Source organism: Paraburkholderia sp. RAU6.4a, from assembly GCF_050435625.1.
GTDB classification, from domain to species: Bacteria; Pseudomonadota; Gammaproteobacteria; order Burkholderiales; family Burkholderiaceae; genus Paraburkholderia; species Paraburkholderia tuberum.
The window spans coordinates 936,539-961,748 of record NZ_JBNDKQ010000002.1 but is presented as its reverse complement, the minus strand read 5'-3'; the positions used below and the strand labels follow the sequence as shown (position 1 = coordinate 961,748).

Sequence of the window (25,210 nt, the reverse complement as noted above, 5' to 3'; positions counted from 1 at the left end):
ACGGTTTAGCCGACGACGACAGCTTTTTCGATCACGACATCATCGACCGGCACGTCCTGATGGAAGCCCTTCGAACCGGTCTTGACCTTCTTGATCTTCTCGACCACGTCCATGCCTTCGACGACTTTGCCGAACACCGCATAGCCCCAGCCTTGCGGCGTCGGCGACGAGTGGTTCAGGAAGTCGTTGTCGTTCACGTTGATGAAGAATTGCGCGGTCGCCGAATGAGGGTCGTTGGTACGCGCCATTGCGATCGAGCCGTTCTCGTTCTTCAGACCGTTGTTCGCCTCGTTGGTGATCGGCTCGGCCGTCGGCTTCTGCTTCATGCCGGGTTCGAAGCCGCCGCCCTGGATCATGAAGCCGTCGATCACGCGGTGAAACACCGTGTTGTCGTAGTGGCCGGCCTTCACGTAGTTCAGGAAGTTCTCGACCGACTTCGGCGCCTTTTCGGCATTCAGCTCGAGTTTGATGAGGCCGTGGTTCGTATGCAGTTCAACCATGATGGAATCCTTTGATGAACAGGTGGATAAAAGGCGCGGCGCGTCGTCATGTGCTGACGACCGGCCGCGCCGGGGCGTTGGTTGGGGCCGGGCTTCGGCCGCGCGGGTTCGCTTGCCCGTTCGTTTTTACTTGCTCACCACCGTCGCCGACTGGATCACGACCGGCTTCTGCGGCACATCGCTCATCGGGCCGCGCGTGGTGGTGGGCGTGGCTTCGATGCGTTTCACGACGTCCATGCCGCTCGTGACCTTGCCGAATACCGCGTAGCCGTTGCCGTCCGGATTCGGGTAGTCGAGATTGGCATTGTCCACCGTGTTGATGAAGAACTGCGCGGTGGCCGAATTCGGGTCGCTGGTGCGCGCCATCGCGATCGTGCCAGCGGTGTTCTTCAGACCGGTGCGGCTCTCGAGCGGAATCGGCGCGCGCGTCGGCTTCTCGACGAAGCTCTGCGTATAGCCGCCGCCCTGGATCATGAAGCCCGGAATCACGCGATGGAAGATCGTGCCGCTATATTGGCCGGCTTTCACGTAGTCGAGGAAATTGGCGACCGTCTTTGGCGCTTTCTCGGGATACAGCTCGACGCGGATGTCACCCTCCGACGTCTTCAGCAGCACGGAAGGATGAGCGGCCTGCGAACCGGACTGCGCAAAGGCGGGTGCGTTTGCGATCAGGGCGGCGCTGCCGAGCGCCAACATCAACCATTTCATGAAAGTCCTCGGGGTTGGAGAAAACTTGCGGCAGGCAACGAGCCCGGCCCTCAGCGCGACGGCGCCATGTACGGCGGCATGGCGAGCGAGCCATTCGGGCCGCCGAACTGGAAGCTCGGGCTGTCCGTGATGTTCGACGTGGGGTGCGCAGCGGGCACGGTCGTCTGCTCGGCGGCAGGCTGTGACGCCGCGGCAGCGGGCGTTGCCGGCGACACGACCTTCTGGATATCCGCGAGACGCTGCGCGGTCCTCGGGCTCGCCTTGCCGAGGCTCTCCGCGCGACGGTACGCGGCATCGGCGAGGCGCAGATAGAGGTCACCGAGGTTCTCGAACGCGAGGCCGTAGTTCGGATTGACCTGGGTGGCCATCTCAAGCGCCGCGCGCGCTTCGGTCAGACGGCCTTGTCTCGCGAAGAGTGTGGCGAGGTTGTTGTACGGCTCGGGCAACTCGGGATACAGCTGCGTGAGTTCGGTGAACGCTGTGATCGCTTCGTCGTCGCGATTCAGATGCACTAGCACGTTTGCGCGTTTGAACTTCGCTTGTGCGTCGCGCGGATTCGCGGCGACGCGCGCATCGAGTTGGGTCAGCGCGGCTTGCCAGTTTTTCTGCGCGATCGACGCGTCGATTTCCGGCGTATTGTCACGCACGGCGGGGCCTTGCGGCATCACCGCGGTCTTCTGCGCATAAGCGCTCGCGACCGGCACCGCGGCAAGTGCGGCAACGACGGTGACGCGCCACGCGAGGGCACGCGCCGCTTCGAATGTAACGCCACCGACAACGTTGCCAAACGCAGTCGCGGCGAGGGTCGCAGCGCTGTGCGCGCGGCCGCTTGAGTGTTTCATAGGCTCAGGTCTGGATGTTATACTCCGAGCCATTCTAACAAAAGGTCTGCGCGTTCCGTCGAACCGCCGACTGTCTTTTCGCCACTCGTGGCCGTCTCCGCCCGGTTCGCAGCCTCGTCTGCAGCCTGATCGCCGCACGAGGTGCGCCGGTTTCAGCTGTATGCGATGCACCCGTTATCCTGTTCGTTTCGCGGGTCGCGGCGCGCATGAAGCACAATGCGGACTTCTTTCGGCCCACGCACCGCTCTCTATGGAATCTCTGCGCATTTACAACACGCTCGCGCGTGACAAACAGACTTTCGTGCCGCTGCGCGAAGGTGTCGTGCGGATGTACGTCTGCGGGATGACCGTGTACGACTATTGTCACGTCGGTCATGCGCGCGTGATGGTCGTGTTCGACATCGTGCAGCGCTGGTTGCGTGCGCTTGGCTACAACGTGACTTACGTGCGCAACATTACCGATATCGACGACAAGATCATCAAGCGCGCAGTCGAGAACGGTGAAACCATCAAATCGCTGACCGATCGCTTCATCGCCGCGCTGCATGAAGACGCGGACGCGCTCGGCATCGAGCGTCCGGACATCGAGCCGCGCGCGACCGACTTCATTCCGCAGATGCTCGGCATGATCGAGACGCTCGAGAAAAACGGCTACGCCTACCAGGCGAGCGACGGCGACGTCAACTACGCGGTACGCAAATTCGCAGGCTACGGCAAGCTGTCGGGCAAGTCGCTCGAAGACCTGCGCGCGGGCGAACGCGTCGCGGCCAACGACGCGAAACAGGACCCGCTCGACTTCGTGCTGTGGAAGCAGGCGAAGCCCGAGGAACCGGCCGACAGCGGCTGGGATTCGAAGTACGGGCGCGGTCGTCCCGGCTGGCATATCGAGTGCTCGGCGATGGGCTGCACGCTGCTCGGTGAACAGTTCGACATTCACGGTGGCGGCCAGGATCTGCAGTTTCCGCACCACGAAAACGAGATCGCGCAAAGTGAGGCCGCGACCGGACAAACATTCGTCAATTACTGGATGCACAACGGCTACGTACAGATCGACAATGAGAAGATGTCGAAGTCGTTGAACAATTTTTTTACGATTCGCGAAGTGCTCGCGCAGTACGATGCAGAGGTGGTGCGTTTCTTCATCGCGCGCGCGCATTACCGCTCGCCGTTGAACTACAGCGACGTACATATCGACGACGCGCGCAATGCACTCGCGCGTTTGTACACGGCGTTGAAAGACGTGACGCCCGATAGCGCCGTGCTCGACTGGAACGAAGCGCACGCGCAGCGTTTCCAGGCGGCAATGAACGACGACTTCAACACGCCGGTGGCCGTGTCGGTGCTGTTCGAGCTGGCCACCGAAGTGAACCGCACGCGCGACCCCGCGCTGGCCCGTCAATTGCGCGCGCTTGGCGCGGTGCTCGGGCTGCTCGGACGCGAACCGCGTGCATACCTGCAGCAGGCAGCGGGTGCTGCAGCCGAAGGCGCGCTCGAGCCCGTCGCGATCGAAGCGAAGATCGCCGCGCGCATCGCCGCCAAGCAGGCAAAGGACTATGCGGCAGCAGACCGGATCCGGGCCGAATTGCTCGATGCCGGCGTTGCCCTTGAAGACAAACCCGGCGGGTTGACCGAGTGGCGGCGCGTGTGAGCGCACCTCGTACTTCCCTCTGAACGACTCGCCAGGCAGGAGGCAGGATGGCAACGGCCACGAAGACGCCGGCTAAACGCGCGGCGTCTCAAACCAGTGCGGCAGCCGCGGCATCGGCTGCCGCAGCGTCGGCTGCCGCAGCTCAGTCGACTCGTGCGGGCGGCGGCGCGGTAGACAAAGCGCCCTCGAAAGCGGGCGGGGCGGCGGCGAAAGCCGACTCGGCCGCGGCAAAGAAGAACGCGGCCAAACGCTCGCTCAATGGCGCGGGCACTGAAGCTGCGCACGCGCCTGCGAAACGCGCGAAAACGGCGTCGCGGGCGAAGGGCAACGGTGCGTTGCCGGCCAAACTCGCGGCCGAGCTCGCCGGCGACGTGCAGGAACTCGCGCGCGACAAGAACGCGGGCGAAGTCGTGCGCAAGACGCGCGTATCGGCCACCTCGGCGAGCACGGAAAGCGCGGGCGGCGAAGCGGCCGGTGTCGCATCGCTCGCGAACGAAGTCGCGGTGCCGGTGCAGATCGGCGGTCTCGCGCCTGAAGTCACGCGTCCCGCGTATTGGGACAAGGCGTGCGCGGATCTCGTCAAGCGCGATCGCATTTTGAAGAAGCTGATTCCGAAGTTCGGCCCCGTGCATTTGCTGAGTCGTGGCGATCCTTTCGTCACGCTTGCGCGCTCGGTGGTCGGCCAGCAGATCTCGGTCGCGTCGGCGCAGGCCGTGTGGGCGAGGGTCGAAGTCGCGTGTCCGAAGCTCGTGCCCCAGCAGTTCATCAAGCTCGGTCTCGAGAAGCTGACCGCGTGCGGTTTGTCGAAACGCAAGGCCGAGTACGTGCTCGATCTCGCGAGGCATTTCGTGTCGGGCGCGTTGCACGTCGGCAAGTGGACGTCGATGGACGACGAGGCGGTGATCGCCGAACTCACGCAGATTCGCGGCATCGGCCGCTGGACCGCGGAGATGTTCCTGATTTTCAACCTGTCGCGTCCCGACGTGCTACCGCTCGACGACCTCGGCCTGATCCGCGCGATCAGCGTCAACTATTTCAGCGGCGAACCCGTCACGCGCAGCGAAGCGCGCGAGGTTGCCGCGAATTGGGAGCCGTGGCGCACGGTGGCGACCTGGTACATGTGGCGTAGTCTCGATCCGTTACCGGTCGACTACTAAAGAAGAACAGGAAACGAAGCCGTTTCAGAGACTATCGCGTATATGATATCGATAGTTGAGAAATGGTTTTGACATCGGCGCACGCGGTTAGAATATGCGCTGCCCGGTAAGTCCAAGGATTACAACCAATGAAGACCACGTTTCTGGATTTCGAACAGCCGATCGCTGAACTCGAAGCGAAGATCGAAGAATTGCGCTTCGTGCAGGACGACTCGGCCGTCGATATTTCGGAAGAGATCGAGCGGCTGTCCAAGAAGAGCCAGCAGCTCACCAAAGATCTGTATGCGAACCTCACACCGTGGCAGGTTTCGCAAATCGCCCGTCATCCGCAGCGTCCGTACACGTTCGATTACGTAAGCGAGCTGTTCACCGACTTCCATGAACTGCATGGCGACCGCAACTTTGCGGACGATCTGTCGATCGTCGGCGGTCTCGCGCGGTTCAACGGCCAGGCGTGCATGGTGATCGGTCATCAGAAGGGCCGCGACACCAAGGAGCGCGCGCTGCGCAACTTCGGCATGCCGCGTCCGGAAGGCTACCGCAAGGCCGAGCGGCTGATGCGCCTCGCCGAGAAGTTCGGCCTGCCGATCTTCACGTTCATCGACACGCCGGGCGCGTACCCGGGCATCGGCGCGGAAGAGCGCGGCCAGTCCGAAGCGATCGGCCGCAATCTGTACGTGATGGCCGAGCTGAAGACGCCGCTGATCGCGACGATCATCGGCGAGGGCGGCTCGGGCGGCGCACTCGCTATCGCGGTGGGCGACAGCGTGCTGATGTTGCAGTTCTCGACCTACTCGGTGATCTCGCCGGAAGGCTGCGCATCGATCCTGTGGAAAAGCGCCGCCAAGGCACCGGAAGCAGCGGAGGCGCTCGGCCTGACCGCGCATCGTCTGAAGGCGCTCGGTCTGATCGACAAGATCGTCAACGAGCCGCTCGGCGGCGCGCATCGCGATCCGAAGGGCATGGCGGCGATGCTGCGCCGTGCGCTCGCCGATTCGCTGCGCCAGTTCCAGGGTATGAGCACCAACGACCTGCGCGAACGCCGTTTCGAACGGCTGATGGCGTACGGCAAATTCAAGGAAACGACGCCGGGCGCATAAGCCCGCGCGTTGGCCTGTCTCTTTCGTCCACCGGCGTTTTCCGCGCTAACGACGTGACCACCACCGCCGACTCATCCGCCGAGCGCCTCGTGATCGAGGCGCTCGGCGCCGCGCTGTCCGGGCTCGATTCGAACGCGCGCATTGCGGTCGCGTTCAGCGGCGGCGTCGATTCGAGCGTGCTCCTCGATGCGGCGGTGCGCGTCGCGGGTGCGTCGCGCTGTATCGCGCTGCACGTGCATCATGGTTTGAGTCCACATGCCGATACGTGGCTCGCGCACTGCGACTGCGAGGCTTTCGCGCGCGAACGTGGCGTCGAATTCGACGCGCGACGCGTGGATGTTTCGCGCGCGCCGGGCCTGAGCATCGAGGCCGCGGCACGCGACGCGCGTTATCGCGCGCTCGAAGCGATGTGCGCAACGCACGGCATTGGCACGCTATGGCTCGCGCAGCATGCGGACGATCAGGCCGAGACCGTGCTGCTGCAACTGCTGCGCGGCGCGGGGCTCGCGGGTCTCGCGGCGATGGCGCCCGGCACGCTGCCGACAGGTGCGTCGACGACACGTGTGCGGCCGCTTTTGCATCTGCTGCGCGCGCAGCTCGAACACTATGCGAGCGCGCGCAAGCTGCGCTGGATCGACGACGAATCGAACGCGGACACGCGTTATGCGCGCAACGCCTTGCGTCATCAGGTGATGCCGGTGCTCGCGGTGCACTTCCCGGGCTATCGCGATGCGCTCGCGCGCACGGCCGCGCATTCGGCATCGGCGCAGCGATTGCTCGACACGCTCGCGCGCGCCGATATGGAAAGCGCGTCGCGCGATGAAGGACGCGCCCTCGCGCACGACGTGCTGCTCGCTCTCGACGACGATCGCGCGCTGAATCTGCTGCGCTACTGGATGCGTACGCTCGGCTTCGTCGCGGCATCGAGCGCGCGTGTCGCGGATGCACTGCGGCAGTTGCGCGAAGTGGCAGCGGGGCAGGACGGACATCGGCTGCGCATCGATCATGCGGGGCATGCGTTGCGCAGCTATCGCGGCCTCGTCTACTGGGAAGCCGGCGATAGCAGCGAACCCGCCGACGAAACCGCGCTCGTCGAGCGCGAGATCAGTGAACTCGCGTGGCAAGGGCAAGAGATCTGGCATTTGCCGCAATGGCGCGGCACGTTCGTGTTCGCGATGGTGGATGCAGCCGCTGCTTCCGACGTAGCCGACGCAACGCACGCAGCGCCACGTAACGAAGCATGCGACATGGTTCCCGTCAGCGTCCTGCAACGAGTCTCTCTAAGCGTGCGGGCGCGCCGCGGCGGAGAACGCATGCGCATCGGTGTGCCGAACACGCCCAGCCGCACGCTGAAGAACCTGTTTCAGGAGCGCGGCATTCCCGCATGGAAGCGCGACGTGCCATTGCTTTACGTTGGCGATGAACTGCTGTTCGTGCCGCTGATCGGCGTGAATCGCGGGACCGTGCGCGACGCATCTCCGGAGCGCGAAGCGTGCGTGAAAATCGTCTGGCGCGAGGATCTGCTGATCGCCTGAGCGCCGGTCGGACAGTCGCGCAAGCCGTGCGTGCAGATGTCGAAAGCGTGAAACAGGGCGCAAATCAACGATAAAACAGGCCATTGCAGGCCTGATTCGACGCATTTGAGCGCTCGTTGCGTCTTGTCTTTTTGCGCCTAATCAGGTACTTTAACTTGTTTGCCCGACCCGATTTCGCCGTCGCTTTTGTCGCTATCGGTCGTTAGTGCCGGCAGGCGTGCGTGATCCGTCGTCGCCGTTCAATTCCGATCAGCCATTTGCGATTTCATCCCGGGCAAATCCGCGCGTGCTGCACGCGTGCTGCATCTACGCCGCCACACACTTTGCCGCCGTTCACGAGACGTTGCGCCCCTGTGCTTTCTGTGCGGTCGTCTCCAGCGCGCCAGCGCGGTTTCTCTTCCAGTTCAGAACGACAATGGCACTCATCGTACATAAATACGGCGGCACCTCGATGGGCTCGGTCGAGCGCATCAAGAACGTCGCCAGTCGGGTCGCGAAATGGCACAAGGCCGGCCATCAGATGGTCGTCGTGCCGTCGGCAATGTCTGGCGAAACCAATCGCCTGCTTGGCCTCGCGAAAGAAATCACGACTCAACCGAGCCCGCGTGAACTCGACATGATCGCCGCCACCGGCGAGCAGGTCAGCTCGGGTCTGCTCGCGATCGCGCTGCAGGAAGCCGGCGTCGAAGCGGTCAGCTACGCAGGCTGGCAGGTGCCGGTCAAGACCGATAGCGCGTTTACGAAAGCGCGCATCAGCGACATCGACGGCGAGCGCGTCATGCAAGACCTCGCAGCCGGCAAGGTGGTCGTGATCACCGGCTTCCAGGGCATTGACCCGGACGGCCACATCACGACGCTCGGCCGCGGCGGCTCGGACACGTCGGCAGTCGCGGTCGCGGCCGCGCTGAAGGCCGACGAGTGCCTGATCTACACGGACGTCGACGGTGTGTACACGACGGACCCGCGCGTCGTTGAAGAAGCGCGCCGGCTCGACCGCGTGACGTTCGAAGAAATGCTGGAAATGGCCAGCCTGGGTTCGAAGGTGCTGCAGATCCGCTCGGTGGAATTCGCCGGCAAATATCAGGTGAAAACGCGCGTGCTGTCGAGCCTGACCGATCCGCTGATGCCACTCGACGAAGAAATGAAGTCGGGCACCCTGATTACTTTTGAAGAAGACGAGACCATGGAAAAAGCAGTCATCTCGGGTATCGCGTTCCAGCGCGACGAAGCTCGTATCGCCGTGATGGGCGTGCCCGACAAGCCGGGCATCGCGTATCAGATTCTCGGCCCGGTGGCAGACGCGAATATCGATGTCGACATGATCATCCAGAACCAGAGCGTCGAGGGCAAGACGGCATTCACGTTCACGGTTGGCCGCGGCGACTATGCGCGTGCAATGGAAATCCTCACCGGCACGGTAAAGGCGCACGTCCAGGCCGAGCAGGTGCTGGGCGACCCGAAGGTGTCGAAGGTGTCGGTGGTCGGCGTCGGGATGCGCTCGCACGTCGGCATCGCCAGCAAGATGTTCCGCACGCTGTCGGAAGAGGGCATCAACATTCAGATGATCTCGACCTCGGAGATCAAGATTTCGGTGTTGATCGACGAAAAGTACATGGAGCTCGCGGTACGCGCGCTGCATAAGGCCTTCGAACTCGATCAGGCATAAGTGGCGGGAAAAACGGGGCGCTCTAGAGCGTCCCGTTTGTTTTGTGGCGTTCATGTGAATGAATTGCGTGGTGAGACGCCACGTTGGCACAAATATGTTCGTCAGACATTGACCTTATCGGCCCGGCCCGCTATGATCTTGGCTTCGTCGCACTGACTCCCTGTGCGACAGAAAGTTTGGGAGACGTGGCCGAGAGGTCGAAGGCACTCCCCTGCTAAGGGAGCATCTGGGCCAAAACCTGGATCGAGGGTTCGAATCCCTCCGTCTCCGCCAGGAGCACCTCCCGGGGCATCTCACAATGTCCCGGACCAAACCCCGGAAGGCCGCCACATGGGCCTTCCGGGGTTTTTTCTTGTGCCGGACCTTCCCGCTCCATACCACCCAATCGCAAACAAAAGTATGGGTAGTAGTATGGGTAGAAAGGAGGCAGTCATGAGCACGATTTCACGCTCCATCCACCGTCTTTCCGCGCTCGGCGTCGCGCGTCTGAAGCAGCCTGGCCATTACTGCGATGGCGGTGGTCTGTACCTTCAGGTGTCGGTGGCGCGTACGCGCTCATGGGTCTACCGCTTCAGGCGCAAGGGCCGGTTGCGTGAGATGGGCCTGGGGCCACTGCATGTCGTCTCGCTTGCCGATGCACGCGAGCTCGCAGCCCGCTACCGGAAGATGCTTTTCGAAGGTGTCGATCCGATCGAGGCGCGCCGTGCCGAACGCGCGCAGCAGCTTGCGATGGCCGCACATAACAAGACGTTTGATGAGTGCACCAAGGCATTCATCAAGGCCAACCGTGCAGGGTGGAAAAATGAAAAGCACGTGACGCAATGGGAGAACACCCTGGCCACTTACGCTTCTCCATTTTTCGGCCAGCTTTCCGTGCGCGATATCGATACAACGCTCGTCGTGAGTGTTCTCGAACCCATCTGGGAGGCGAAGCCCGAGACGGCCAGTCGCGTGAGGGGGCGCATCGAGTCGGTGCTTGACTGGGCAACCGCGCACAGGTATCGGGAGGGAGAGAACCCGGCACGATGGAAAGGCCATCTCGACAAAATCCTGCCTGCGCGCATCAGGGTGCGCAAGGTTCGGCACCATCCCGCGTTGCCCTTCGGCGAAGCGCCCGCATTCATGAAGGCTCTCAAGGCTCAGGATGGTCTCGCAGCACGCGCGCTGGAACTCGTGATTCTCACTGCGGGCAGGACCAACGAAGTGATCGGCGCGATACGCAGCGAGTTCGATCTCGATGCCGCGACGTGGACAATCCCTGCGGAGCGGATGAAGGCTGAGCGCCCGCATCGGGTTCCGCTGTCCGCGTCGGCTCTTGCGCTGGTTCGCCGCCTGCTTGATGAGACGGACGGAGAACTGGTCTTTCCGGGCGCGAAGAAGGGTAAGCCGCTGTCGAACATGGCAATGCTTACCGTCCTTCGCCGCATGAAGCGCGCCGACCTCACCGTGCACGGCTTTCGTTCGACCTTCCGCGACTGGGCCGCCGAATGTACGACGTACCCCAACGAAATGGCCGAAATGGCGCTCGCTCACGCGGTGGACGACAAGGTTGAGGCCGCCTATCGTCGAGGGGACATGTTCCAGCGACGCAGGCAGATGATGGATGACTGGGTGGCTTACTGCAGCCCGAAAGCGAAAGCAGCCTGATGTCGTGCGCGGATTGTCTGAGGCCTTGTCGGCGCGGCCGCTGCGAACAGGTAGGTTTCCTGGCGCACGCATCTCTCAGGGGCCGCAAGGATTAGTTTCGGGCAAATCGCGAAGTTTCGCTCTCTGGTGGCTTGCCGGTGGGAGGATTGCCCCGTCGTCCCTGGAGAGTGGGAACAGCAGGGAATCGAGGGGAAATCGCCTTCGGAGTGTGGCTCCGGATTTCCGCAATCCTGTTCCTCATCGCAAGTTTGCAGCGCCTTCTGCGACAAGCTAGATTGGCGATGTCCGGGGTTATCCGGACGTAGTCGGGAGGGCCAGAACAATGGACGAACAGATTGCCGAACGCGCTGGCGCGAGAGTGCGCCTGATTCGCCTTCGCGAGGTACGTACCCGCGTTGGCCTCGGTGCAAGCACTGTATACCGGTATCTGGCGGTCGGGAAATTTCCACGGCCGGTGGAGATTGGCGGCGGCAGAGTAGCATGGCTGGAAAGCGAGATTGACGCATGGATCGCTAACCGCATGGAGGCGGGACGGCGCGGGCCAGGATGAAGTGGCTTATTCTGGTAGTCCGAGTGCGATGTTGTCATCCGTGCAATAAACGTACCGTGCGTCGTACTGCCAGGTATTTTATGCGGGACGCCACCGACGCACGCAGTTGCTTGCTAGTCAGACAAAGGCGCCCCGGTTCTCCAGTACGGTATGGAACCATAGTGAACGGTAAGGGCACGCCCCAAGCGGCCTCACGAGCTTGATTCGTAAAGGCATTGAGCTTTCCTTCGCTGTACCTTGCTCCCATTCTAGGGTGATTCGTGTAGTTCGTCTGGCATTGCAAATTTCGCTACGAGGATTTGACGGTACACCAGCCCTCGGTCTTCGCGAGACAGGTGATATCACTCCTTCCAGACTTGGTTCGGTGCTGTTGCAGTGAGGTGGCGCTCCAGTTGATTGGGAACCACCGGCAAATTGTGGCTGATTGCGCAGACGAAATAGGACAGTGCTAAGCTAAGTCATTACTTGTCGGAACGCGAATTGTTTCATAAAGCTTTCGAACATGACAAATGTAATCTCCGAACTAGGTTTTGTTTGCCCTAAGTGCGGCGTCCCGATGGAAGACTGTTGGGAAGTGCTCGCTGCGGGGGAGATTCACCGCCTAACTTGCCAGTGCTGCGGCACCGAGTATGACGGTTTGATTGTCGAATGTCTCGCTTGTGGATCTGAAGACTTTATCACGAGCGTCTCGATAATCGATCCCGAAGGGATCGCCTGCTCTTCGTGTGGTCATCGCAATCGCCCTGCCGGAGCCGATGATGAAGAGTCTTGTTTTTGAGCGCGGGCTCAATCTCGGTGGGGAACACGTCGTGCTCAGCCTTTTCCAAACGGCGCGCGGTTTTTCGCTTGAACGGCGGCTTATTGAAAGGGATCAAACAGCATCTGTCCAAGTGCTGCCGATTTCTGCGTTAGGCGATCTACACCGATTTGCAGACGCGGACCCGTATTCGGAGGAACTGGCTCCGTTGTATTACGAAGTTCGGCGTCACCTCGTAGAAAACCGCGTGGCCGAATAGCTACGCAAGCGCCTGAAGGGGTTGAGGAGGGTGAGGAAATGATTGCCCAACAGGCGCCCCCTGAAGTTGGCAGTCTCTTCGAAGAGCTCATGGTCGCCAAGGACGACTCTGAACTGGCAAGTTGCGTCAAATCAATCGTCACAGCGCTTGGCGGTGAGTCGTACGTGTTCGTTTCACTCCATCCCAGCGCGACAACGGCTACCCGTGCGACGCATCGCTTTCTCATTGGCTGCCGCCCGGAATGGTGTCAGATGTATAACGCCAATAAATGGTACATGACTGACCCGTTTCTAGAGTATGCGCGAAGCAACACCGCTCCAATAACGGGGTCCGAGATTGTCGCCGAAACACAAGGCCAGCGCGAAATGCTCGTCGCGGCAAGCAAACACGGCTTCAGAAGCGGGATCGTGGTGCCGGTCCACGCCAGCGCCACAGAGCGTATGGGTGTTCTGTACATCGGATCAGACGATAGCCAGGCTGTCGGGGAAAAGAGGCTGACCGCGCACCGATTGTATTTCAGAGCACTTGCCATGGAATTGCTCGATTGGTCCATCCGGATGACAAGACGCGAGATCCTTGAGGCGCATGGTATTACTGAAATGGATCTCCGCGTAGTGGGCTACCTTAAAAATGGATTTACTGCGGAAGACATTGCTCGCGAGATGGACATCTCCGTTCAGACCGTCTACGTAAACTATAGAAAAATAAAGGACAAGATTGGTGTTTCGCATATCTCAGAAGCGGTTAAGTTCGCGGAAATGAATGACCTTCTGGCGTAACTCGGGTAGAGCGTTTTGGCTCTCGCTCACTTTACCCACGGCTGCAGGCGCCCTCTTCTTTGTCGGACGCCCTTGGACATTTGTGGCTGTGGTCCTGTTCGTTGTTCCTGCGCTGGACGCAACGATAGGGCGAGGAGCTCCCAAGTCGGGACAAGCCATCGAGAAAACAGATGGAGATCAGGTACCTGCCTGGTTTGCTTTCTCTTGGGCCTTGGCACTCGGAATCGGTGCGTACCGTGCGTCAACTGCATCATGGGTGGAACTGGTCGGACTTGGTGTCGCGTGCGGAGTGTTAAGCGCTACCGCAATGGCACACCTGCATGAGCTTACGCACCGACCAGCCAGAATATGGCAGCACGTTAGTGACCTGGCATTCGTCGTTGCCGGCTATCCGCATTACCGGGTTGCGCACCAATTGCATCATCGACATGTTGGAAATCCGCAATTCGGTTCGACTGCTTCATTGGGCACGACGGTATGGTGTCATGTTGGACGCTCCTATGCAGCGGGGTTGCTCTCGTCGTTTTCGCGGCGTTCCCATCCGGGGGGAAAGGTACCGTATAGCCTTTTTCGAAATGCACTTTTCGCAATATTGTTGCTGGGCTTCGCCGCGCTTCTGCAATGGAAGATTGCGCTTTTCTACATCGGATACGCTGTTGTGAGCGTGTTTGTCGTTGAGGCAGTCGGGTACATGCAGCACTACGGATTCGATGCTGACATTTCGCGCACTGCGCTTACGTCGTGGGATGTTGACTTTTGGTTGTCGAACTGCCTACTCGTGAACAACGGCTTCCATAATGCTCACCATCAGGACGGTGAAACGCCATATCAGAGTCTCACCGCGCAACGAACCACTTTGCCGGGTGGCTACTTTCAAATGCTTTGGTTGACGCTTCTCTCGCCGTTCTGGTTTTCGATAATGAATCGACGAACGAAGGTCTTACTCAGGCGGAGGCGACGTCAGAGCGTCACTCTCAGAAATCAAACGTCTTGCGACGTTTGCGAGATACGATGAGTCAAGCGTTTCAAGTTGTATCTTGATGGCGTGCTCCGTATGCAAATAATTTTGCTTCGTCGAGCGAGTGTACGCAGGGTCGTAATAGTCGACCATGATGCTCTCGAAGAGAGCTTCGATCTCGCGGCGTTCAGCCATCGACGCCCACTTCTGTAGTGTCGCCCCGCTTACGAGTGCTTTTAGGTGGCCAAGTTGTGTGACTAGGCCCGTGGGGTCTCTTTCGAAGTGGGGATACTCGCGACGCCACATTGCAATTCTTTCGCGCATCGGGGTCTCGACGGCGAATAAACGTCCGCCATGCATTCTATGGAACAGCGCAGTCGGCAATTGGACGTGACCGATTCGCTTGCTTTCACTTTCGATCCAGATCTGCTTTGCCGAGTCCAGACGACTTATCTCGGCAAGCAAAAGGCTGTCAAAAAATTTCTGGCTTGGTTGGGCTCGCCCTGGAATTGCCCCAATGATCGAGCCGCGGTGCGAGGCAAGGTCCTCTAGATCGATGACCTGTGCACCTGCCGTCCGTAGCGCGAGTAGCAGTCGAGTTTTTCCGCATCCGGTGGGGCCAGAGAGCACATTGAACTGCAAGTGCGCGGGGACCTCTTCGAGAGTCTGACGCACCCAATTTCGATATCCTTTCCAACCAGTCGGCAGCCTGTCGACCTTGTAGCCGATGGTTTCCAGAGCGTCTGTCCAAAGTTTGCTTCGCTTCCCACCACGGAAGCAATAAACCAGGACTGACATTCGTCGATCGCTCCGAAAAAACGGAAGCTCGAGGTGCCGGGCGATGTTCTTTAGGGAGTAGGCGACACCGATCTGATACGCGCGCATCGGATTGGTGCGATGAGTAGTACCGACTTCCGCATACTCATCGTCGAAGACGACCGGAAGGTTTATGGCCCCAGGCAGATGGTCTTCGGCAAATTCGCGCGGGCTTCGTGCGTCGATAATCAGGTCAAATTTCTTGAGAGCATCCAAATCATACATATTTCGCCCTCTCTAGCATGGTATTTTGGAAAAGTCAATGCAAAATGGCATCGCCCCGATGCTAGGAGTGACGGATTAAACTCTCGCTTACTGAGTTTTGTGAAGATAAGCCGATTTTACGTCGGTGGGACCAAAGCGTCACCGAACAAGAAAAACGCAGGGCGCGTCATTGCACAACAGGCCCAAGCCCGTCGATGAAGGAGACGGCCCATCTGGTCATGCGGGAAAGTTTTGAGCGGACCCGTCGGGGGGCAGAGAGTGATGCGGCATAACGCTGCAGCCAATGAGGACGATCATGGATCACTCACATAACGCGTGCCAGGCACCAGGCGCTTGCGACGGAATCGTCTCAAGGGCTACCTTCAACACATTGCAGCGGCGCGTGGACCGGGCCGAGGCCGATGTCCGCCGGCTAACCGAGCGGTTGCGAGAAAAGGATCGACAATTAGCTGAGATGGGGAAGGCGCTGCTGCGCACGGTAGCGTTGCATCATGCAACCGAGGAAGGGCTGGAGGAGGAAATTGACTCTCTACGTGCGATAATTCCAGTGTGGAAAGCCTGCCTGTACACGAGTGCGGGGCCGTCGGAGCAGTCCGACGGAATCACAATTCACCTGCCGTTCATCACCGAAATTCTGTCCGGGATGTTCGATATCATGCACACGTTCTGGTCGAGCTATGACGAGAACAATCCGCCCAAGTCGTCTGTGGTCGCGCATGCGATCGACAAACGATTAAACCTAAAGGGCCAGCCCAATGGAGAAGCGTCGCGCAGCGGACAGACGTACGCTTCTGCGATTCGGCCTGACTGGCTAAAAGAAGCTGATAGTCGTCATCACACGCGACCACGATCCTGACGGGGCGCTCTGACGGTAAGACGGGTTTGCCCGTCGCTTGATCCACTTGCTTGAATGGTCCCCGTAGTTCGCAGCCCTTGCTGGCGAAAGCACCGGGGTTCGTCATGGGCGAAACGGTACCATGTAGAGCAGGGCAGGCCAACTGCAGCGCGAATGGGTTGTACTTCTTGGGGCCGTTTCCGCGGCGGCCACCGTCCAGAGCCTTCATACGGCGTCGCTCTTTCCCAACGGCGTGACGGGAGAGGACCGCGTGGCTCCGGAAGGGGACCGGTTACGGGCAGCGCAGTTCTACGTCCAGTACGAACGGGTGGCAACAATGATCTTACGGACGATTCATACAGGTGGGGGCGAGTCCACAGGTCGGAGCAGGCAGCGTGTTGGTGTCGTGGGCGGGAATCCGTCGGCGGCCCTTAGGTACGACTACTACTTTCGAAGCGAATCGACGTTTACGCTGCACGGCGTTACGATGCAATAACACAGCGTGTCGTCAGGCAACACTTGGGCGCTGGTATGAGGACGAAGTTCTGGCGTCCCTGTCGATCCGCTGGTGTCTTGGCACGCTTGCCCGTTCGGCCGGCGCCAGTGAGGCGGAAAAGTCAAGCCTGTCGACTACTTCGTCGGCCGGATTTGTCCGGCCACCGTCTGCATCGGCCAGGCCGCGGGTATCGAGGCATCGAGCGAGGCGGGCTACGTCTCGCGATCCCGGATGGAGCACACGCCTTCGCGACCCATCTCACTTTGAGCCGTATCACCCGGACTCGACGAGCTGCGCAACGTAGCTTTCGAGCTATTGTCCCGGATCGGCACCGATCATCGTCGTTTCTCCTTCGTAATGCACCTATCCTGAATCGTTTAGTAACTCTTAAAGATACCGACTGGGGTTCGTCTCACATGGTGACCGGTCAGGCTTTCACGACGGTGCCTCCCGACGATAAGACGGGTTTGGCTGACGGACGCAATCGCTGCTTGAATGCCCTCTGTGGTCCGGCCATCCGGGCCGGAAAGAAAACACAGGAGGGCAGTCATGTCCGTCGAAGACAACGAATCTCGGGCGATATTGCGCCGCCGGCAGGTCGAAGCGAAGACGGGGCTATCACGCTCAACCATATACCGGCGCATGCGGGTCGGCACGTTTCCGTCGGCAATATCACTGGGGGGCCGGATGGTAGGTTGGCGCGCAACTGACATCGGGCAGTTTCTCGCGAATCCGGCGCGTTACCGGGCACCGGAGCCGGAACACCGGGACGATGCGGAGTCGTTGCCATGAGCCGCGACCTCGCCGAGGCGCCCCTCGCCCGTCGACTTGAGAACTGGGGAAATGTGTCACGCGGTGCCTATGATCCGATCGATGCGGCGCTGGTGACGAAAGCATGGCAGACGTTGCATCCGTCGCATCGGGAAATACTGAGGATGGTCTTTCTGTGGCATGCCGATCGCGAGGTTGTTTGCCGACGGCTGCGCATAGCCCGGCGGCCGGCGCAACGCTTCGACCTAGAACTCGCGGCAGCGCGTTTAGCGCTCGCGCAAGCCCTTGCCGGCAGGATGAAGGAAGTTGGTGCCAGCGGGCTACCTCCCGCCGAAGAAACATGAAACGCGCGAGCCTGTTTTCGGGCGATAGTGCCCCGGGCGGCCGGCATTTTACTGCGCGGCGTCGTTCCGCTGGAGGGTGTCGGTGTCGAAGCTCCAAGATGTGAAATTTTTTTGGGAACACGAGAGAACTCCATGGAACACGTGGGTAGATGGATAGGCGGAGACGCTCTCCCGGGCGCTTGCATTGCGTCTTGGGCTGAACTAGATTGAAGCCAACAATCTGATCCGGTCAACGTGCCCCGCACGACCGAGTACGCGTTAGCGGCCCCTCAGTTCGATGTCTATGCGACGACGTGGTGTGCCGTGACGCATTCGCAAAAAGCCTGCATCTGCAGGCTTTTCTGCTTTCTGGCGCTGATGCAATGATCCCCCGTTGAGCCCGCGGTCAGCCTCTCTGGCGCCGCGGGTTCCTTTTCTTCGCAGGTTCATCGACAGCGGGCGCGGCTGAGGACGATGAACCATGAAATCGCTTCTGATCATTTCGGCAAAGAGTAACTCGGGCAGGACGATGCTGACCTGCCTGCTTGCCCGTCACCTGCATCGCGTCAATCACTGGCGCGTGCTGGTACTGGACCTTGCCGAGCCGCCGCGCTGCGCACAGATGCTCGCCAGCGGGCAGCATGACGCGATCGGGTCCGGCAACCCGGTGCCGGACCCGCCCGGGCGCGCCCGACCCGCACCCGGCGGCTGCGTTCGCGTGTTCAGCGGCGACGCCGTCGACGGTCTGCGCTCGCGTGACGATCCCGCCCGCACCCGCTACTACGCGAACCTTCGTCATCTGCTATGCGTGGTGGCGCCGCGGTTCGACGTGTGCCTGATCGATACTCCCGTGCTGCCCGACCTGCGCGCTGTCTGTGCAGAGGCGCTGGTGGACGCGGTACTGAGCCCCATAGCGATGTCGCCGGGATGCGTCGACTGCGCCTCGGAAATCATCAACGGCACGTACGGGATCCGCAACGTCCGGGCGCGACTGAATCCGGCACTGCACTTTGTCGGGCTTCTGCCCGTCGTCGCAATCCCTGGACCGATGGAAGAAGCGTGGGTGAAGGTGATGGAAACGACGCTGCGTGAATGGCTGATCGCAGACCAGGCTTTTCCCCACGGATACGCCTGGCTGCCCCGCCTGACAGCTGTCGGGCGCGCCGCGGGTTCCTCAGTGCCGCGCGGCCGGCCAGCCGCGCAGGATGTCCGGGTAGCCGAATCCTCGCGGACAGTAGTCGCCTGTCTGGAGGTCCTCGCTCGCCGGCTCGATGCAATCGGGAACGGTGCAATGCCTGCCCTTCGTCGTGCAGAGGTGTGCGATGCATGACGCAGCCATCTCATTCGACATTGCCATCGCCGGCCGCGGGCTGCTGCGGGTGTTGCGCCGCTGGTTGATTGTCCTCGCCGCATTCGTCGGTGCATCAATCCTGGCGCCTGGCACTGCCCATGCCGACGACTGGGGTTGCCAGGTGATCCTGTGTCTCTCGAATCCCGGTGGCCCTGAGCAGTATGGCGAGTGTGTCCCGCCGATCGAGAGGCTGTGGACAGCCTTGCGCCATGGCGATCCTTTTCCGGCGTGTGACTTCGGTGCAGGTGGCTCGCAGGGGACGTCGGCGGTGAACATCTTTGCGGGCACCGGGTACTGCCGCGACGACCTGCTGTACTGGGGCGGCCCTAAGCAGAGTGAGCTGCTATGCAATGCGCGCGGCGCAATCAATGTCGAAATCGACGGCGCCCTGTACACGCGGGTGTGGTGGGACGCGGGAGGCGCAGACCGCACGATCACTGAGTTCTACGGAGCCGGCAGTACCGCTATCCCGTACGAGCCGACCCAGTCCGCACGTCTCTTTCTGGAGCGGGAGTACGAAAGCTCGGGCGGTCAGGGAGGTGGCGAATGATTCCACTCACCGCATTCCTGGCCCTGACACAGCAGTGCGCGCCGGCCGTGGCACCCGCCACGATGGCAGCCATCGTGCGGGTCGAGTCGGGTTTCAACCCGTACTCGATCGGGGTTGTCCATGGCCGCCTCGAGCGCCAGCCAGCGAACCTCAACGAGGCCGTTGCGACGGCGCGCGCGCTGGAGGCGGCCAGGTGGGATTACAGCGCAGGTCTCGCGCAGGTAAACCGGGCGAACTGGATCCGGTTCGGCCTGACGCCGGAGATCGTCTTCGATCCGTGCCGCAATCTCGCCGCCGGCGCGGCCATCCTCCAAGGCTGCTTCGAGCGCGCGCGGCACGAGTATGCAGGAGCGCAGGACGCATTGCGCGCGGGGCTGTCGTGCTACGCGAGCGGCGACTTTTCCACGGGATTTCGCACGGGCTATGTGCAGAGGGTCGTCGCCGAAGCTGCGCTCCCTGATCCGGTGGTTCCGGCGACTGCCGCCGACGTCCCGCCCATTCGCGTCATTCCGTCCAGTCCGCAGGGTGCGCGTTCCGGTCCGTCGCGCATCCCGGATGGAACGCCTTCGACCACCGGCCGCAGACGAAATCGCCAGACTGGTCTACCCGGCGACATGGCGCAGGAAAGCGCGGTCGTCTTCTGACCAAGCGAGACCCATGTGTGTAACAGGAGCAGCCCATGAAATCAGGACTACAAATCAAATGGAGAAATATTCCACGGGAGACGTGGATGCGTGGGTCGGCGCGAGCCGTCCGGCGCGGGCTCGCGATTGCGCCCCTGCTGGCACTGACGGTGACGCCGGCATATGCGCAGCTCTCTCAGGTCAACACTCTGCTGACAACGATCCAGACCACATTACTCAGCGTGGGTGCGGTGGTGTGCTCGATCTCAATCATCTGGGCGGGCTTCAAGATGATGTTCCAGCACGCGCGCTTTGGCGATATCGCCAACGTGTTCATCGGCGGCCTGTTCGTGGGCTGCGCCACGGTGATCGCAGCGATGCTGATCCCGACGAGCTGATCCGGAGGCGCACATGGACCAGCTCAGGGATCCCGTCTTCAAGGGCTGCACACGACCCGCGATGCTGTGGGGCGTGCCGCTTGTGCCGTTCCTGATGATGGGCGGCAGCATCCTGATTCCGGCGATCTGGGCGCTGCTCGCAAGCCCGCCGGTGGGCGTCGGCATCGTGCTGCTCCTCGTTCCGGTGTTCGTGACGATGCGTTCGGTCACGCGGCACGACGACCAGCGGCTTGCGCAGTGTGTGCTGTGTGTTCGTATGGCGTTTCGCCAGCGTAATCGCCGCTTGTGGGGCGCGCACGCCTACGTGCCGGTTCGCGTCAAGAGGAGGGGCTAACATGGCTGCGCAACCGCACCTCATCGATGTGGCCGAACGCGAGGTCGTGCTCGCGGACTTCGTGCCGTTCTCATCGCACGTGACCGACCACGTGATCCGCACGCGGGAAGGCGACTATCTGCGCGTGTGGAAGATCGCCGGCATTGCCTTCGAGGCGGCCGATCCAGGTGACATCCTGGTGCGTCACGAAGGGTTCAACCAGCTCGTGCGCAGCCTGCCGGGTGGCCATGTGGGACTCTGGTCCCATCGGCTCCGCCGGCGCGTGACTGACCACTTCGCCACGCCTTACGGCAACCCGTTCTGCCAGGAGCTTGCCACACGGTACTACGCGAGCTTTGCGGGCTACCGGATGATGTCCAACGAGCTGTACCTGACGGTCGTCTACCGGCCGCACCGCACACGTCTGGGGCGCATCTTCAGTCACGCAGCCCGTCGCACCGCCGACGATATCAGGCGGGACGAGTATGAGGCGCTGAAGGTGATGGCGGAACTCGCCGCGCAGGTCGAATCGGGCCTGAAACCGTGGGATCCGGTGGCCCTTGGCGTCTACAGGAACCAGGTTCGCGACGCGAAGCAGATCCACCACACGCAGCGGCCCGTGCGTTTCTCGGCGGCACTGGCGTTTCTGGGTTATCTCGTCAACGCCGCCTGGGAGCCCGTGCCGGTGCCGTCAGGCCGCATTGCCGAGGCACTGCCGACGTCGAGACTTTTCTTCCGCACCGAGAAGGTCGAGATCCGCATGCCGGGCGCAACGCGCTACGCGGCGCTGCTCGACCTGAAGGACTACCCGGAAGAAACGGAGCCCGGGATGCTCGACGGTCTGCTCTACGGCGACTTCGAGTACATCGAGACGCAGAGCTTCACGATCCTTGACCGTCCCACGGCAAAGGAAGCGCTTGAGCGACAGCGCAACCAGCTGATTGCCGGCGAGGACGTCGCGGTGTCACAGGTCGAGGCGATGGACCAGGCGCTGAACGACCTGATCAATGGCGATTTCGTCCTAGGCGAATACCATTATTCGCTTGCCGTGCTCGGGGACCGCCCGGACGAGGTAGCGCGGCACGTGGCGAAGGCGCGCACGCAGCTCGCGGACGTGGGCGTCCAGACCGCGCTCGTCGACCTCGTGGCGGACGCGGCGTGGTTCGCGCAGCTGCCCGGCAACTGGCGCTACCGGCCACGGGAGGCGAAGCTCACCTCGCGCAATTTCTGTGGGCTCGCGAGCCTGCACAACTTCGCGACGGGCAAGCGCGACGGCAACCCGTGGGGCGAGGCAATCACCATTGTCAAGACGCCGAGCGGCCAGCCGCTCTATCTGAACTTCCACGCGACTGCGGAAAAGAAGGAATCGGCCGACGAGAAGGCACTCGCCAACACCCAGATCATTGGGCAGGCGGGCGGGGGCAAGACGGTACTTGAGCTGTTCCTGCTTGCCATGGCGATGAAGTATGGCGTCACGGGCGTTGTCTACGACAAGGACCGCGGTACCGAGATCGCGATCCGCGCGGTGGGCGGCCGCTACACCGTCTTTCACCGGGGTGTCCCGACGGGGCTCAATCCGTTCCAGCTCGAACCGGACGAGGCGGTACTGGATTTCTGGGAGCGCCTCGTGCACCGGCTCGTCGACACGGGTGCACCGCTTTCGGCCAGGGATGAGCTCGACGTTTCGCGTGCCGTGCGGGAAGTGGCCCGCATGGCACAGCCGCTTCGGCGCCTGTCGATGGTGCGGCAGCTGATGCCCAACGTGGGCGAGAACAGCCTGCATGCGCGACTGACCAGGTGGTGTGCGGGCGGCCGGCTCGGCTGGGTCTTGGATAACCCGTCGGACCTGCTGGATTTCAGCCACAACCAGCTCTTCGGCTTCGACGATACAGAACTGCTGGACGATCCGGAGGTGTCGACGCCGGTGACGATGTACCTGCTGCACCTAACCGAAAGCCTGATCGACGGGCGGCGCTTCATCTATGTGATGACCGAGTTCTGGAAGCGCCTCGGGGACCCGGTATTTACGGATTTCGCGAACAACAAGCAGAAGACCATCCGCAAGCAGAACGGTCTGGGCATCTTCGACACGCAGTCGCCGGCGGACGTCCTGCGCAGCCCTATCGCGCGGGCGCTCATCGAGCAGACCGCGACATTCTTCTTCCTGCCCAATCCGCGGGCGGACTACGACGACTACGTGCACGGCTTCAAGCTCACCGAGGCCGAATTCAATATCGTTCGCACGCTTGAGGAGAACAGCCGCCTGTTCCTTGTCAAGCAGGGACACCACTCGGCGATCGGCAGACTGGATCTCGGCGGACTCGGCGACGTGCTCGACGTGCTGTCGGGTACGACGGACAACGTCGAACTGCTCGACGGCATCCGTGCCGAGGTGGGCGACGAACCCGCTGCGTGGCTTCCCGTGTTTCATGAACGGCTGGCGCGACGGCGTGCTGCGGGAGCCGCCCTGAACACGCTGGCCCCGCGTGTGTCGGGAAGAGGTACACGATGAGCGGCCTTTTCACAGCGGTCGGCGGCACGCTCGAAAACGGCATGTCGACGTACGTCACGAGCGTGTCGTCGGCGCTCTCCAGTGCGCTGGTGCCGGTCGTCACGACGGCGCTTACGATCTGGATCATCGTGTACGGGTTCGCCGTGGTGCGCGGCGAGGCCCATGAGTCGGTACCCGCCTTTGCGTGGCGCGGGATGAAGGTGGCCATCATGCTCGCCTTTGCACTCGGTGCGGGCATCTACCAGTCGCAGGTAGTTACTGCGGTGGAGGGCGCTACCTCAGGCCTGGCCCAGACGATCCAGACGGCGGCCGCGAATGCCGGGGCGGGTAATGCCGGCTGCGGAACGGTGAGTGGCGCCAGCGTGACGGGTACGAGCGCGTCCTCCATTTACCAGACCCTCGACTGCTATGACCGGCAGATCGACATCGTGATGGATGCCTACTTCAACAAGGCGACGCACGAAGGCTTCAGCATGGCGGGCATCGTGGCGGGCATCGGCGATTTCTTTTGCGGGCTGGTAGCCGCGCTCGGTGCCTCGGTCTTCCTGATCGTCCTCGCATTCGAGGTGCTGATGGCGAGGATGCTTCTGGAGCTGGTGCTTGGGCTTGGCCCCCTGTTCATCGCATGTGGCGCATTCAGCCCGACAGCCCGCTTCTTCGAGGCATGGACCGCGAAGATTGCGAACTACGCGCTGTTGCAGGTACTCATTGCGGCGTTTCTGGGCATGGCGCTGACCGCGTTCTCCGCCGATCTCGCGCCGTTCCAGGTGACGACCTCGGCACCCGATGCGAATGCGTCCTCGCTGACAGCGGCTGTTCACAGCGCACTCGACAGCGCAGCGTCCTGGGGAGCGGGACTGGGCATGTGCGTCACGGGCCTCCTGCTGGCCACTGTCGGATGGCAACTGCCTGCGGTCGCGTCCGGTCTGGCTGGTGGCGCCACCCTGTCGGGGTTTGGCGCATTCGTTGCGGGATATGCCGCACGCCAGGCGCTTCGCGGCGTCGGTGCCGTCATGCGCTTCGGGCACGGTCCACGCCGGCCGGGCGGAAAGATTTCGGATGGCGGAGCGGGAAGCGGTTCGATGCCAGCCTACCAGCGTGCGGCCCGCGAGCACCTGGGCGATCGGGGAAACGATGGAGAGTCTGCATCATGACCACCTCACATGTACGGCGCGCTCTGATAGCAGGCGCAATCGCCGCGACCGGCTGCCTGTCTTCCGTGGTTCGTGCCCAGGGCATTCCTGTGTTTGACGCACAGAACGTTGTGCAGGCGATCGCGACTGTCGGGCAACTGAAGGAGGAAGTGCAGCAGGAGCTCCAGCTGTATCAGTCGCTCAGTGGCACCCGTGGATTTGGGTCCCTGATGAGCAATCCGGTTCTGTCGAACTCGCTGCCATCGAACTGGCAGTCAGTTTACACGGCGATCGGGGAACGGCGGATATGCGGGTCTCACCGGCAGTGCGCAGACGCTGCGCTCGGCGAGCGAGATCTACAACTGCGAGGACCAGAGTGGTGTCGACCAGCAGGTCTGCCAGCGCGCGCTCAACAAGCCGTTCCAGGACAAGGCATTCGGCACACAGGCGTACCAGACGGCGCTCCAGGAGCTCGACCAGATCCAGGGCCTGATGCAGCAGATCGACGTCACGCAGGACCAGAAGGGGATTTCCGAACTGCAGGCTCGCATCCAGATTGAGAGCACGGCGGTCGGCAACGAAATGACGAAGCTGCAGCTTTTCAGGATGCTCGCCGATTCCGAAGACCGGCTCATCGCCGGGCAGCAGCAGGAGCTCGTCTTCAAGCACGCCGGTAATACCGCGCGGTTGCAGGACCAGATGGTACCCGCAAGCTTTGGAAACTGAGTTCGGCAACTGAGGAGATTGACATGGTCCGT

24 protein-coding genes, 1 tRNA gene and 1 pseudogene are annotated in these 25,210 nt (G+C 61.7%); 22 read left to right on the top strand and 4 right to left on the bottom strand.

Going from position 1 to position 25,210, the window contains the following annotated elements; genetic code table 11:
• Positions 1-5: 5 nt before the first annotated feature.
• From OKW40_RS09120 to OKW40_RS09110, 3 genes are all read right to left on the bottom strand, one after another.
• Positions 6-500, bottom strand: coding sequence for a peptidylprolyl isomerase (locus tag OKW40_RS09120; protein WP_090800697.1), 495 nt, complete (start codon positions 498-500; stop codon positions 6-8).
• A gap of 126 nt (positions 501-626) precedes the next feature.
• The gene (locus OKW40_RS09115; protein ID WP_184022474.1) at positions 627-1,208 is read right to left on the bottom strand and encodes a peptidylprolyl isomerase; all 582 of its coding nucleotides are present in this window, start codon (positions 1,206-1,208) and stop codon (positions 627-629) included.
• Between the two features lie 50 nt (positions 1,209-1,258).
• Positions 1,259-2,050 carry a tetratricopeptide repeat protein gene (locus OKW40_RS09110; protein WP_184057269.1) on the bottom strand — a complete coding sequence of 264 codons (792 nt, stop codon included), beginning with the start codon at positions 2,048-2,050 and terminating at the stop codon, positions 1,259-1,261.
• 250 nt (positions 2,051-2,300) lie between these two features.
• On the opposite strand from OKW40_RS09110, the gene cysS reads away from it, so the two are divergent.
• The 11 genes from cysS (at position 2,301) to OKW40_RS09055 (ending at position 14,163) form a co-directional block, all read left to right on the top strand.
• Positions 2,301-3,698, top strand: a complete 1,398-nt coding sequence (gene cysS, locus OKW40_RS09105; protein ID WP_184057267.1) for a cysteine--tRNA ligase — start codon at positions 2,301-2,303, stop codon at positions 3,696-3,698.
• A 47-nt stretch (positions 3,699-3,745) separates the two neighbouring features.
• Positions 3,746-4,855 (top strand): DNA-3-methyladenine glycosylase family protein, encoded by a 1,110-nt coding sequence (locus OKW40_RS09100; RefSeq protein ID WP_184057265.1) that lies wholly within the window; start codon positions 3,746-3,748, stop codon positions 4,853-4,855.
• Between the two features lie 128 nt (positions 4,856-4,983).
• Positions 4,984-5,955, top strand: coding sequence for an acetyl-CoA carboxylase carboxyltransferase subunit alpha (locus OKW40_RS09095; protein WP_090800690.1), 972 nt, complete (start codon positions 4,984-4,986; stop codon positions 5,953-5,955).
• Positions 5,956-6,008: 53 nt separating this feature from the next.
• Positions 6,009-7,490, top strand: coding sequence for a tRNA lysidine(34) synthetase TilS (tilS, locus tag OKW40_RS09090; RefSeq protein WP_429489374.1), 1,482 nt, complete (start codon positions 6,009-6,011; stop codon positions 7,488-7,490).
• A gap of 415 nt (positions 7,491-7,905) precedes the next feature.
• A complete protein-coding gene (locus tag OKW40_RS09085; RefSeq protein ID WP_429489372.1) occupies positions 7,906-9,156 on the top strand; it encodes an aspartate kinase in 1,251 nt (416 codons plus the stop codon).
• A gap of 179 nt (positions 9,157-9,335) precedes the next feature.
• Positions 9,336-9,429: transfer RNA gene (locus tag OKW40_RS09080), tRNA-Ser, on the top strand.
• 159 nt (positions 9,430-9,588) lie between these two features.
• The gene (locus OKW40_RS09075; RefSeq protein WP_184057401.1) at positions 9,589-10,803 is read left to right on the top strand and encodes a tyrosine-type recombinase/integrase; all 1,215 of its coding nucleotides are present in this window, start codon (positions 9,589-9,591) and stop codon (positions 10,801-10,803) included.
• Positions 10,804-11,125: 322 nt separating this feature from the next.
• Complete coding sequence (locus tag OKW40_RS09070; RefSeq protein ID WP_184057259.1) at positions 11,126-11,353, top strand: helix-turn-helix transcriptional regulator; 228 nt, start codon at positions 11,126-11,128, stop codon at positions 11,351-11,353.
• A gap of 725 nt (positions 11,354-12,078) precedes the next feature.
• Positions 12,079-12,369 carry a hypothetical protein gene (locus OKW40_RS09065; protein ID WP_184057257.1) on the top strand — a complete coding sequence of 97 codons (291 nt, stop codon included), beginning with the start codon at positions 12,079-12,081 and terminating at the stop codon, positions 12,367-12,369.
• A 38-nt stretch (positions 12,370-12,407) separates the two neighbouring features.
• On the top strand, positions 12,408-13,148 hold the full coding sequence (locus OKW40_RS09060; RefSeq protein WP_429489369.1) for an autoinducer binding domain-containing protein: 741 nt from the start codon (positions 12,408-12,410) through the stop codon (positions 13,146-13,148).
• Complete coding sequence (locus tag OKW40_RS09055) at positions 13,132-14,163, top strand: fatty acid desaturase (protein WP_429489367.1); 1,032 nt, start codon at positions 13,132-13,134, stop codon at positions 14,161-14,163. The genes OKW40_RS09060 and OKW40_RS09055 overlap by 17 nt, the downstream gene beginning before the upstream one ends.
• On the opposite strand, the gene mnmH is transcribed toward OKW40_RS09055, so the two are convergent.
• Positions 14,089-15,147: a tRNA 2-selenouridine(34) synthase MnmH gene (gene mnmH, locus OKW40_RS09050; protein WP_184057251.1), complete on the bottom strand. Its 1,059-nt coding sequence runs from the start codon at positions 15,145-15,147 to the stop codon at positions 14,089-14,091. The genes OKW40_RS09055 and mnmH overlap by 75 nt on opposite strands.
• A gap of 295 nt (positions 15,148-15,442) precedes the next feature.
• Here mnmH and OKW40_RS09045 point away from each other — a divergent pair, with 295 nt between their 5' ends.
• The 11 genes and pseudogenes from OKW40_RS09045 (at position 15,443) to virB5 (ending at position 25,178) form a co-directional block, all read left to right on the top strand.
• The gene (locus tag OKW40_RS09045; RefSeq protein WP_184067720.1) at positions 15,443-16,003 is read left to right on the top strand and encodes a hypothetical protein; all 561 of its coding nucleotides are present in this window, start codon (positions 15,443-15,445) and stop codon (positions 16,001-16,003) included.
• A 1,024-nt stretch (positions 16,004-17,027) separates the two neighbouring features.
• Positions 17,028-17,270: an AlpA family phage regulatory protein gene (locus tag OKW40_RS09040; RefSeq protein ID WP_184057247.1), complete on the top strand. Its 243-nt coding sequence runs from the start codon at positions 17,028-17,030 to the stop codon at positions 17,268-17,270.
• Positions 17,267-17,593 carry a hypothetical protein gene (locus OKW40_RS09035; protein WP_184057246.1) on the top strand — a complete coding sequence of 109 codons (327 nt, stop codon included), beginning with the start codon at positions 17,267-17,269 and terminating at the stop codon, positions 17,591-17,593. The genes OKW40_RS09040 and OKW40_RS09035 overlap by 4 nt, the downstream gene beginning before the upstream one ends.
• Positions 17,594-18,053: 460 nt before the next feature.
• The gene (locus OKW40_RS09030; protein ID WP_429489363.1) at positions 18,054-18,902 is read left to right on the top strand and encodes a ParA family protein; all 849 of its coding nucleotides are present in this window, start codon (positions 18,054-18,056) and stop codon (positions 18,900-18,902) included.
• Positions 18,895-19,473, top strand: coding sequence for a hypothetical protein (locus OKW40_RS09025; protein ID WP_429489361.1), 579 nt, complete (start codon positions 18,895-18,897; stop codon positions 19,471-19,473). The genes OKW40_RS09030 and OKW40_RS09025 overlap by 8 nt, the downstream gene beginning before the upstream one ends.
• On the top strand, positions 19,470-20,117 hold the full coding sequence (locus tag OKW40_RS09020; protein WP_184057240.1) for a lytic transglycosylase domain-containing protein: 648 nt from the start codon (positions 19,470-19,472) through the stop codon (positions 20,115-20,117). The genes OKW40_RS09025 and OKW40_RS09020 overlap by 4 nt, the downstream gene beginning before the upstream one ends.
• Positions 20,118-20,152: 35 nt before the next feature.
• Entirely contained in the window at positions 20,153-20,494 is a 342-nt protein-coding gene (locus OKW40_RS09015; RefSeq protein ID WP_184057238.1) for a TrbC/VirB2 family protein, read from the top strand.
• A 13-nt stretch (positions 20,495-20,507) separates the two neighbouring features.
• Positions 20,508-20,828, top strand: coding sequence for a type IV secretion system protein VirB3 (locus tag OKW40_RS09010; RefSeq protein ID WP_184067738.1), 321 nt, complete (start codon positions 20,508-20,510; stop codon positions 20,826-20,828).
• 1 nt (position 20,829) lies between these two features.
• Entirely contained in the window at positions 20,830-23,319 is a 2,490-nt protein-coding gene (locus tag OKW40_RS09005) for a VirB4 family type IV secretion/conjugal transfer ATPase (protein WP_429489359.1), read from the top strand.
• Complete coding sequence (locus OKW40_RS09000) at positions 23,316-24,473, top strand: type IV secretion system protein (protein ID WP_184057232.1); 1,158 nt, start codon at positions 23,316-23,318, stop codon at positions 24,471-24,473. Before OKW40_RS09005 ends, OKW40_RS09000 begins: the two co-directional genes overlap by 4 nt.
• Positions 24,470-25,178 (top strand): annotated as a pseudogene (gene virB5 / locus OKW40_RS08995) (P-type DNA transfer protein VirB5). Before OKW40_RS09000 ends, virB5 begins: the two are co-directional and overlap by 4 nt.
• The last annotated feature ends 32 nt before the right edge of the window (positions 25,179-25,210 follow it).

Excerpts from the sequence above, each read along its gene's own strand:
- OKW40_RS09120 (WP_090800697.1), bottom strand. The coding sequence starts at position 500 with ATGGTTGAACTGCATACGAACCACGGCCTCATCAAACTCGAGCTGAAT.
- OKW40_RS09115 (WP_184022474.1), bottom strand. The coding sequence starts at position 1,208 with ATGAAATGGTTGATGTTGGCGCTCGGCAGCGCCGCCCTGATCGCAAAC.
- OKW40_RS09110 (WP_184057269.1), bottom strand. The coding sequence starts at position 2,050 with ATGAAACACTCAAGCGGCCGCGCGCACAGCGCTGCGACCCTCGCCGCG.
- cysS (WP_184057267.1), top strand. The coding sequence starts at position 2,301 with ATGGAATCTCTGCGCATTTACAACACGCTCGCGCGTGACAAACAGACT.
- OKW40_RS09100 (WP_184057265.1), top strand. The coding sequence starts at position 3,746 with ATGGCAACGGCCACGAAGACGCCGGCTAAACGCGCGGCGTCTCAAACC.
- OKW40_RS09095 (WP_090800690.1), top strand. The coding sequence starts at position 4,984 with ATGAAGACCACGTTTCTGGATTTCGAACAGCCGATCGCTGAACTCGAA.
- OKW40_RS09085 (WP_429489372.1), top strand. The coding sequence starts at position 7,906 with ATGGCACTCATCGTACATAAATACGGCGGCACCTCGATGGGCTCGGTC.
- OKW40_RS09075 (WP_184057401.1), top strand. The coding sequence starts at position 9,589 with ATGAGCACGATTTCACGCTCCATCCACCGTCTTTCCGCGCTCGGCGTC.
- OKW40_RS09070 (WP_184057259.1), top strand. The coding sequence starts at position 11,126 with ATGGACGAACAGATTGCCGAACGCGCTGGCGCGAGAGTGCGCCTGATT.
- OKW40_RS09060 (WP_429489369.1), top strand. The coding sequence starts at position 12,408 with ATGATTGCCCAACAGGCGCCCCCTGAAGTTGGCAGTCTCTTCGAAGAG.
- OKW40_RS09055 (WP_429489367.1), top strand. The coding sequence starts at position 13,132 with ATGACCTTCTGGCGTAACTCGGGTAGAGCGTTTTGGCTCTCGCTCACT.
- mnmH (WP_184057251.1), bottom strand. The coding sequence starts at position 15,147 with ATGTATGATTTGGATGCTCTCAAGAAATTTGACCTGATTATCGACGCA.
- OKW40_RS09045 (WP_184067720.1), top strand. The coding sequence starts at position 15,443 with ATGGATCACTCACATAACGCGTGCCAGGCACCAGGCGCTTGCGACGGA.
- OKW40_RS09040 (WP_184057247.1), top strand. The coding sequence starts at position 17,028 with ATGTCCGTCGAAGACAACGAATCTCGGGCGATATTGCGCCGCCGGCAG.
- OKW40_RS09035 (WP_184057246.1), top strand. The coding sequence starts at position 17,267 with ATGAGCCGCGACCTCGCCGAGGCGCCCCTCGCCCGTCGACTTGAGAAC.
- OKW40_RS09030 (WP_429489363.1), top strand. The coding sequence starts at position 18,054 with ATGAAATCGCTTCTGATCATTTCGGCAAAGAGTAACTCGGGCAGGACG.
- OKW40_RS09025 (WP_429489361.1), top strand. The coding sequence starts at position 18,895 with ATGCATGACGCAGCCATCTCATTCGACATTGCCATCGCCGGCCGCGGG.
- OKW40_RS09020 (WP_184057240.1), top strand. The coding sequence starts at position 19,470 with ATGATTCCACTCACCGCATTCCTGGCCCTGACACAGCAGTGCGCGCCG.
- OKW40_RS09015 (WP_184057238.1), top strand. The coding sequence starts at position 20,153 with ATGAAATCAGGACTACAAATCAAATGGAGAAATATTCCACGGGAGACG.
- OKW40_RS09010 (WP_184067738.1), top strand. The coding sequence starts at position 20,508 with ATGGACCAGCTCAGGGATCCCGTCTTCAAGGGCTGCACACGACCCGCG.
- OKW40_RS09005 (WP_429489359.1), top strand. The coding sequence starts at position 20,830 with ATGGCTGCGCAACCGCACCTCATCGATGTGGCCGAACGCGAGGTCGTG.
- OKW40_RS09000 (WP_184057232.1), top strand. The coding sequence starts at position 23,316 with ATGAGCGGCCTTTTCACAGCGGTCGGCGGCACGCTCGAAAACGGCATG.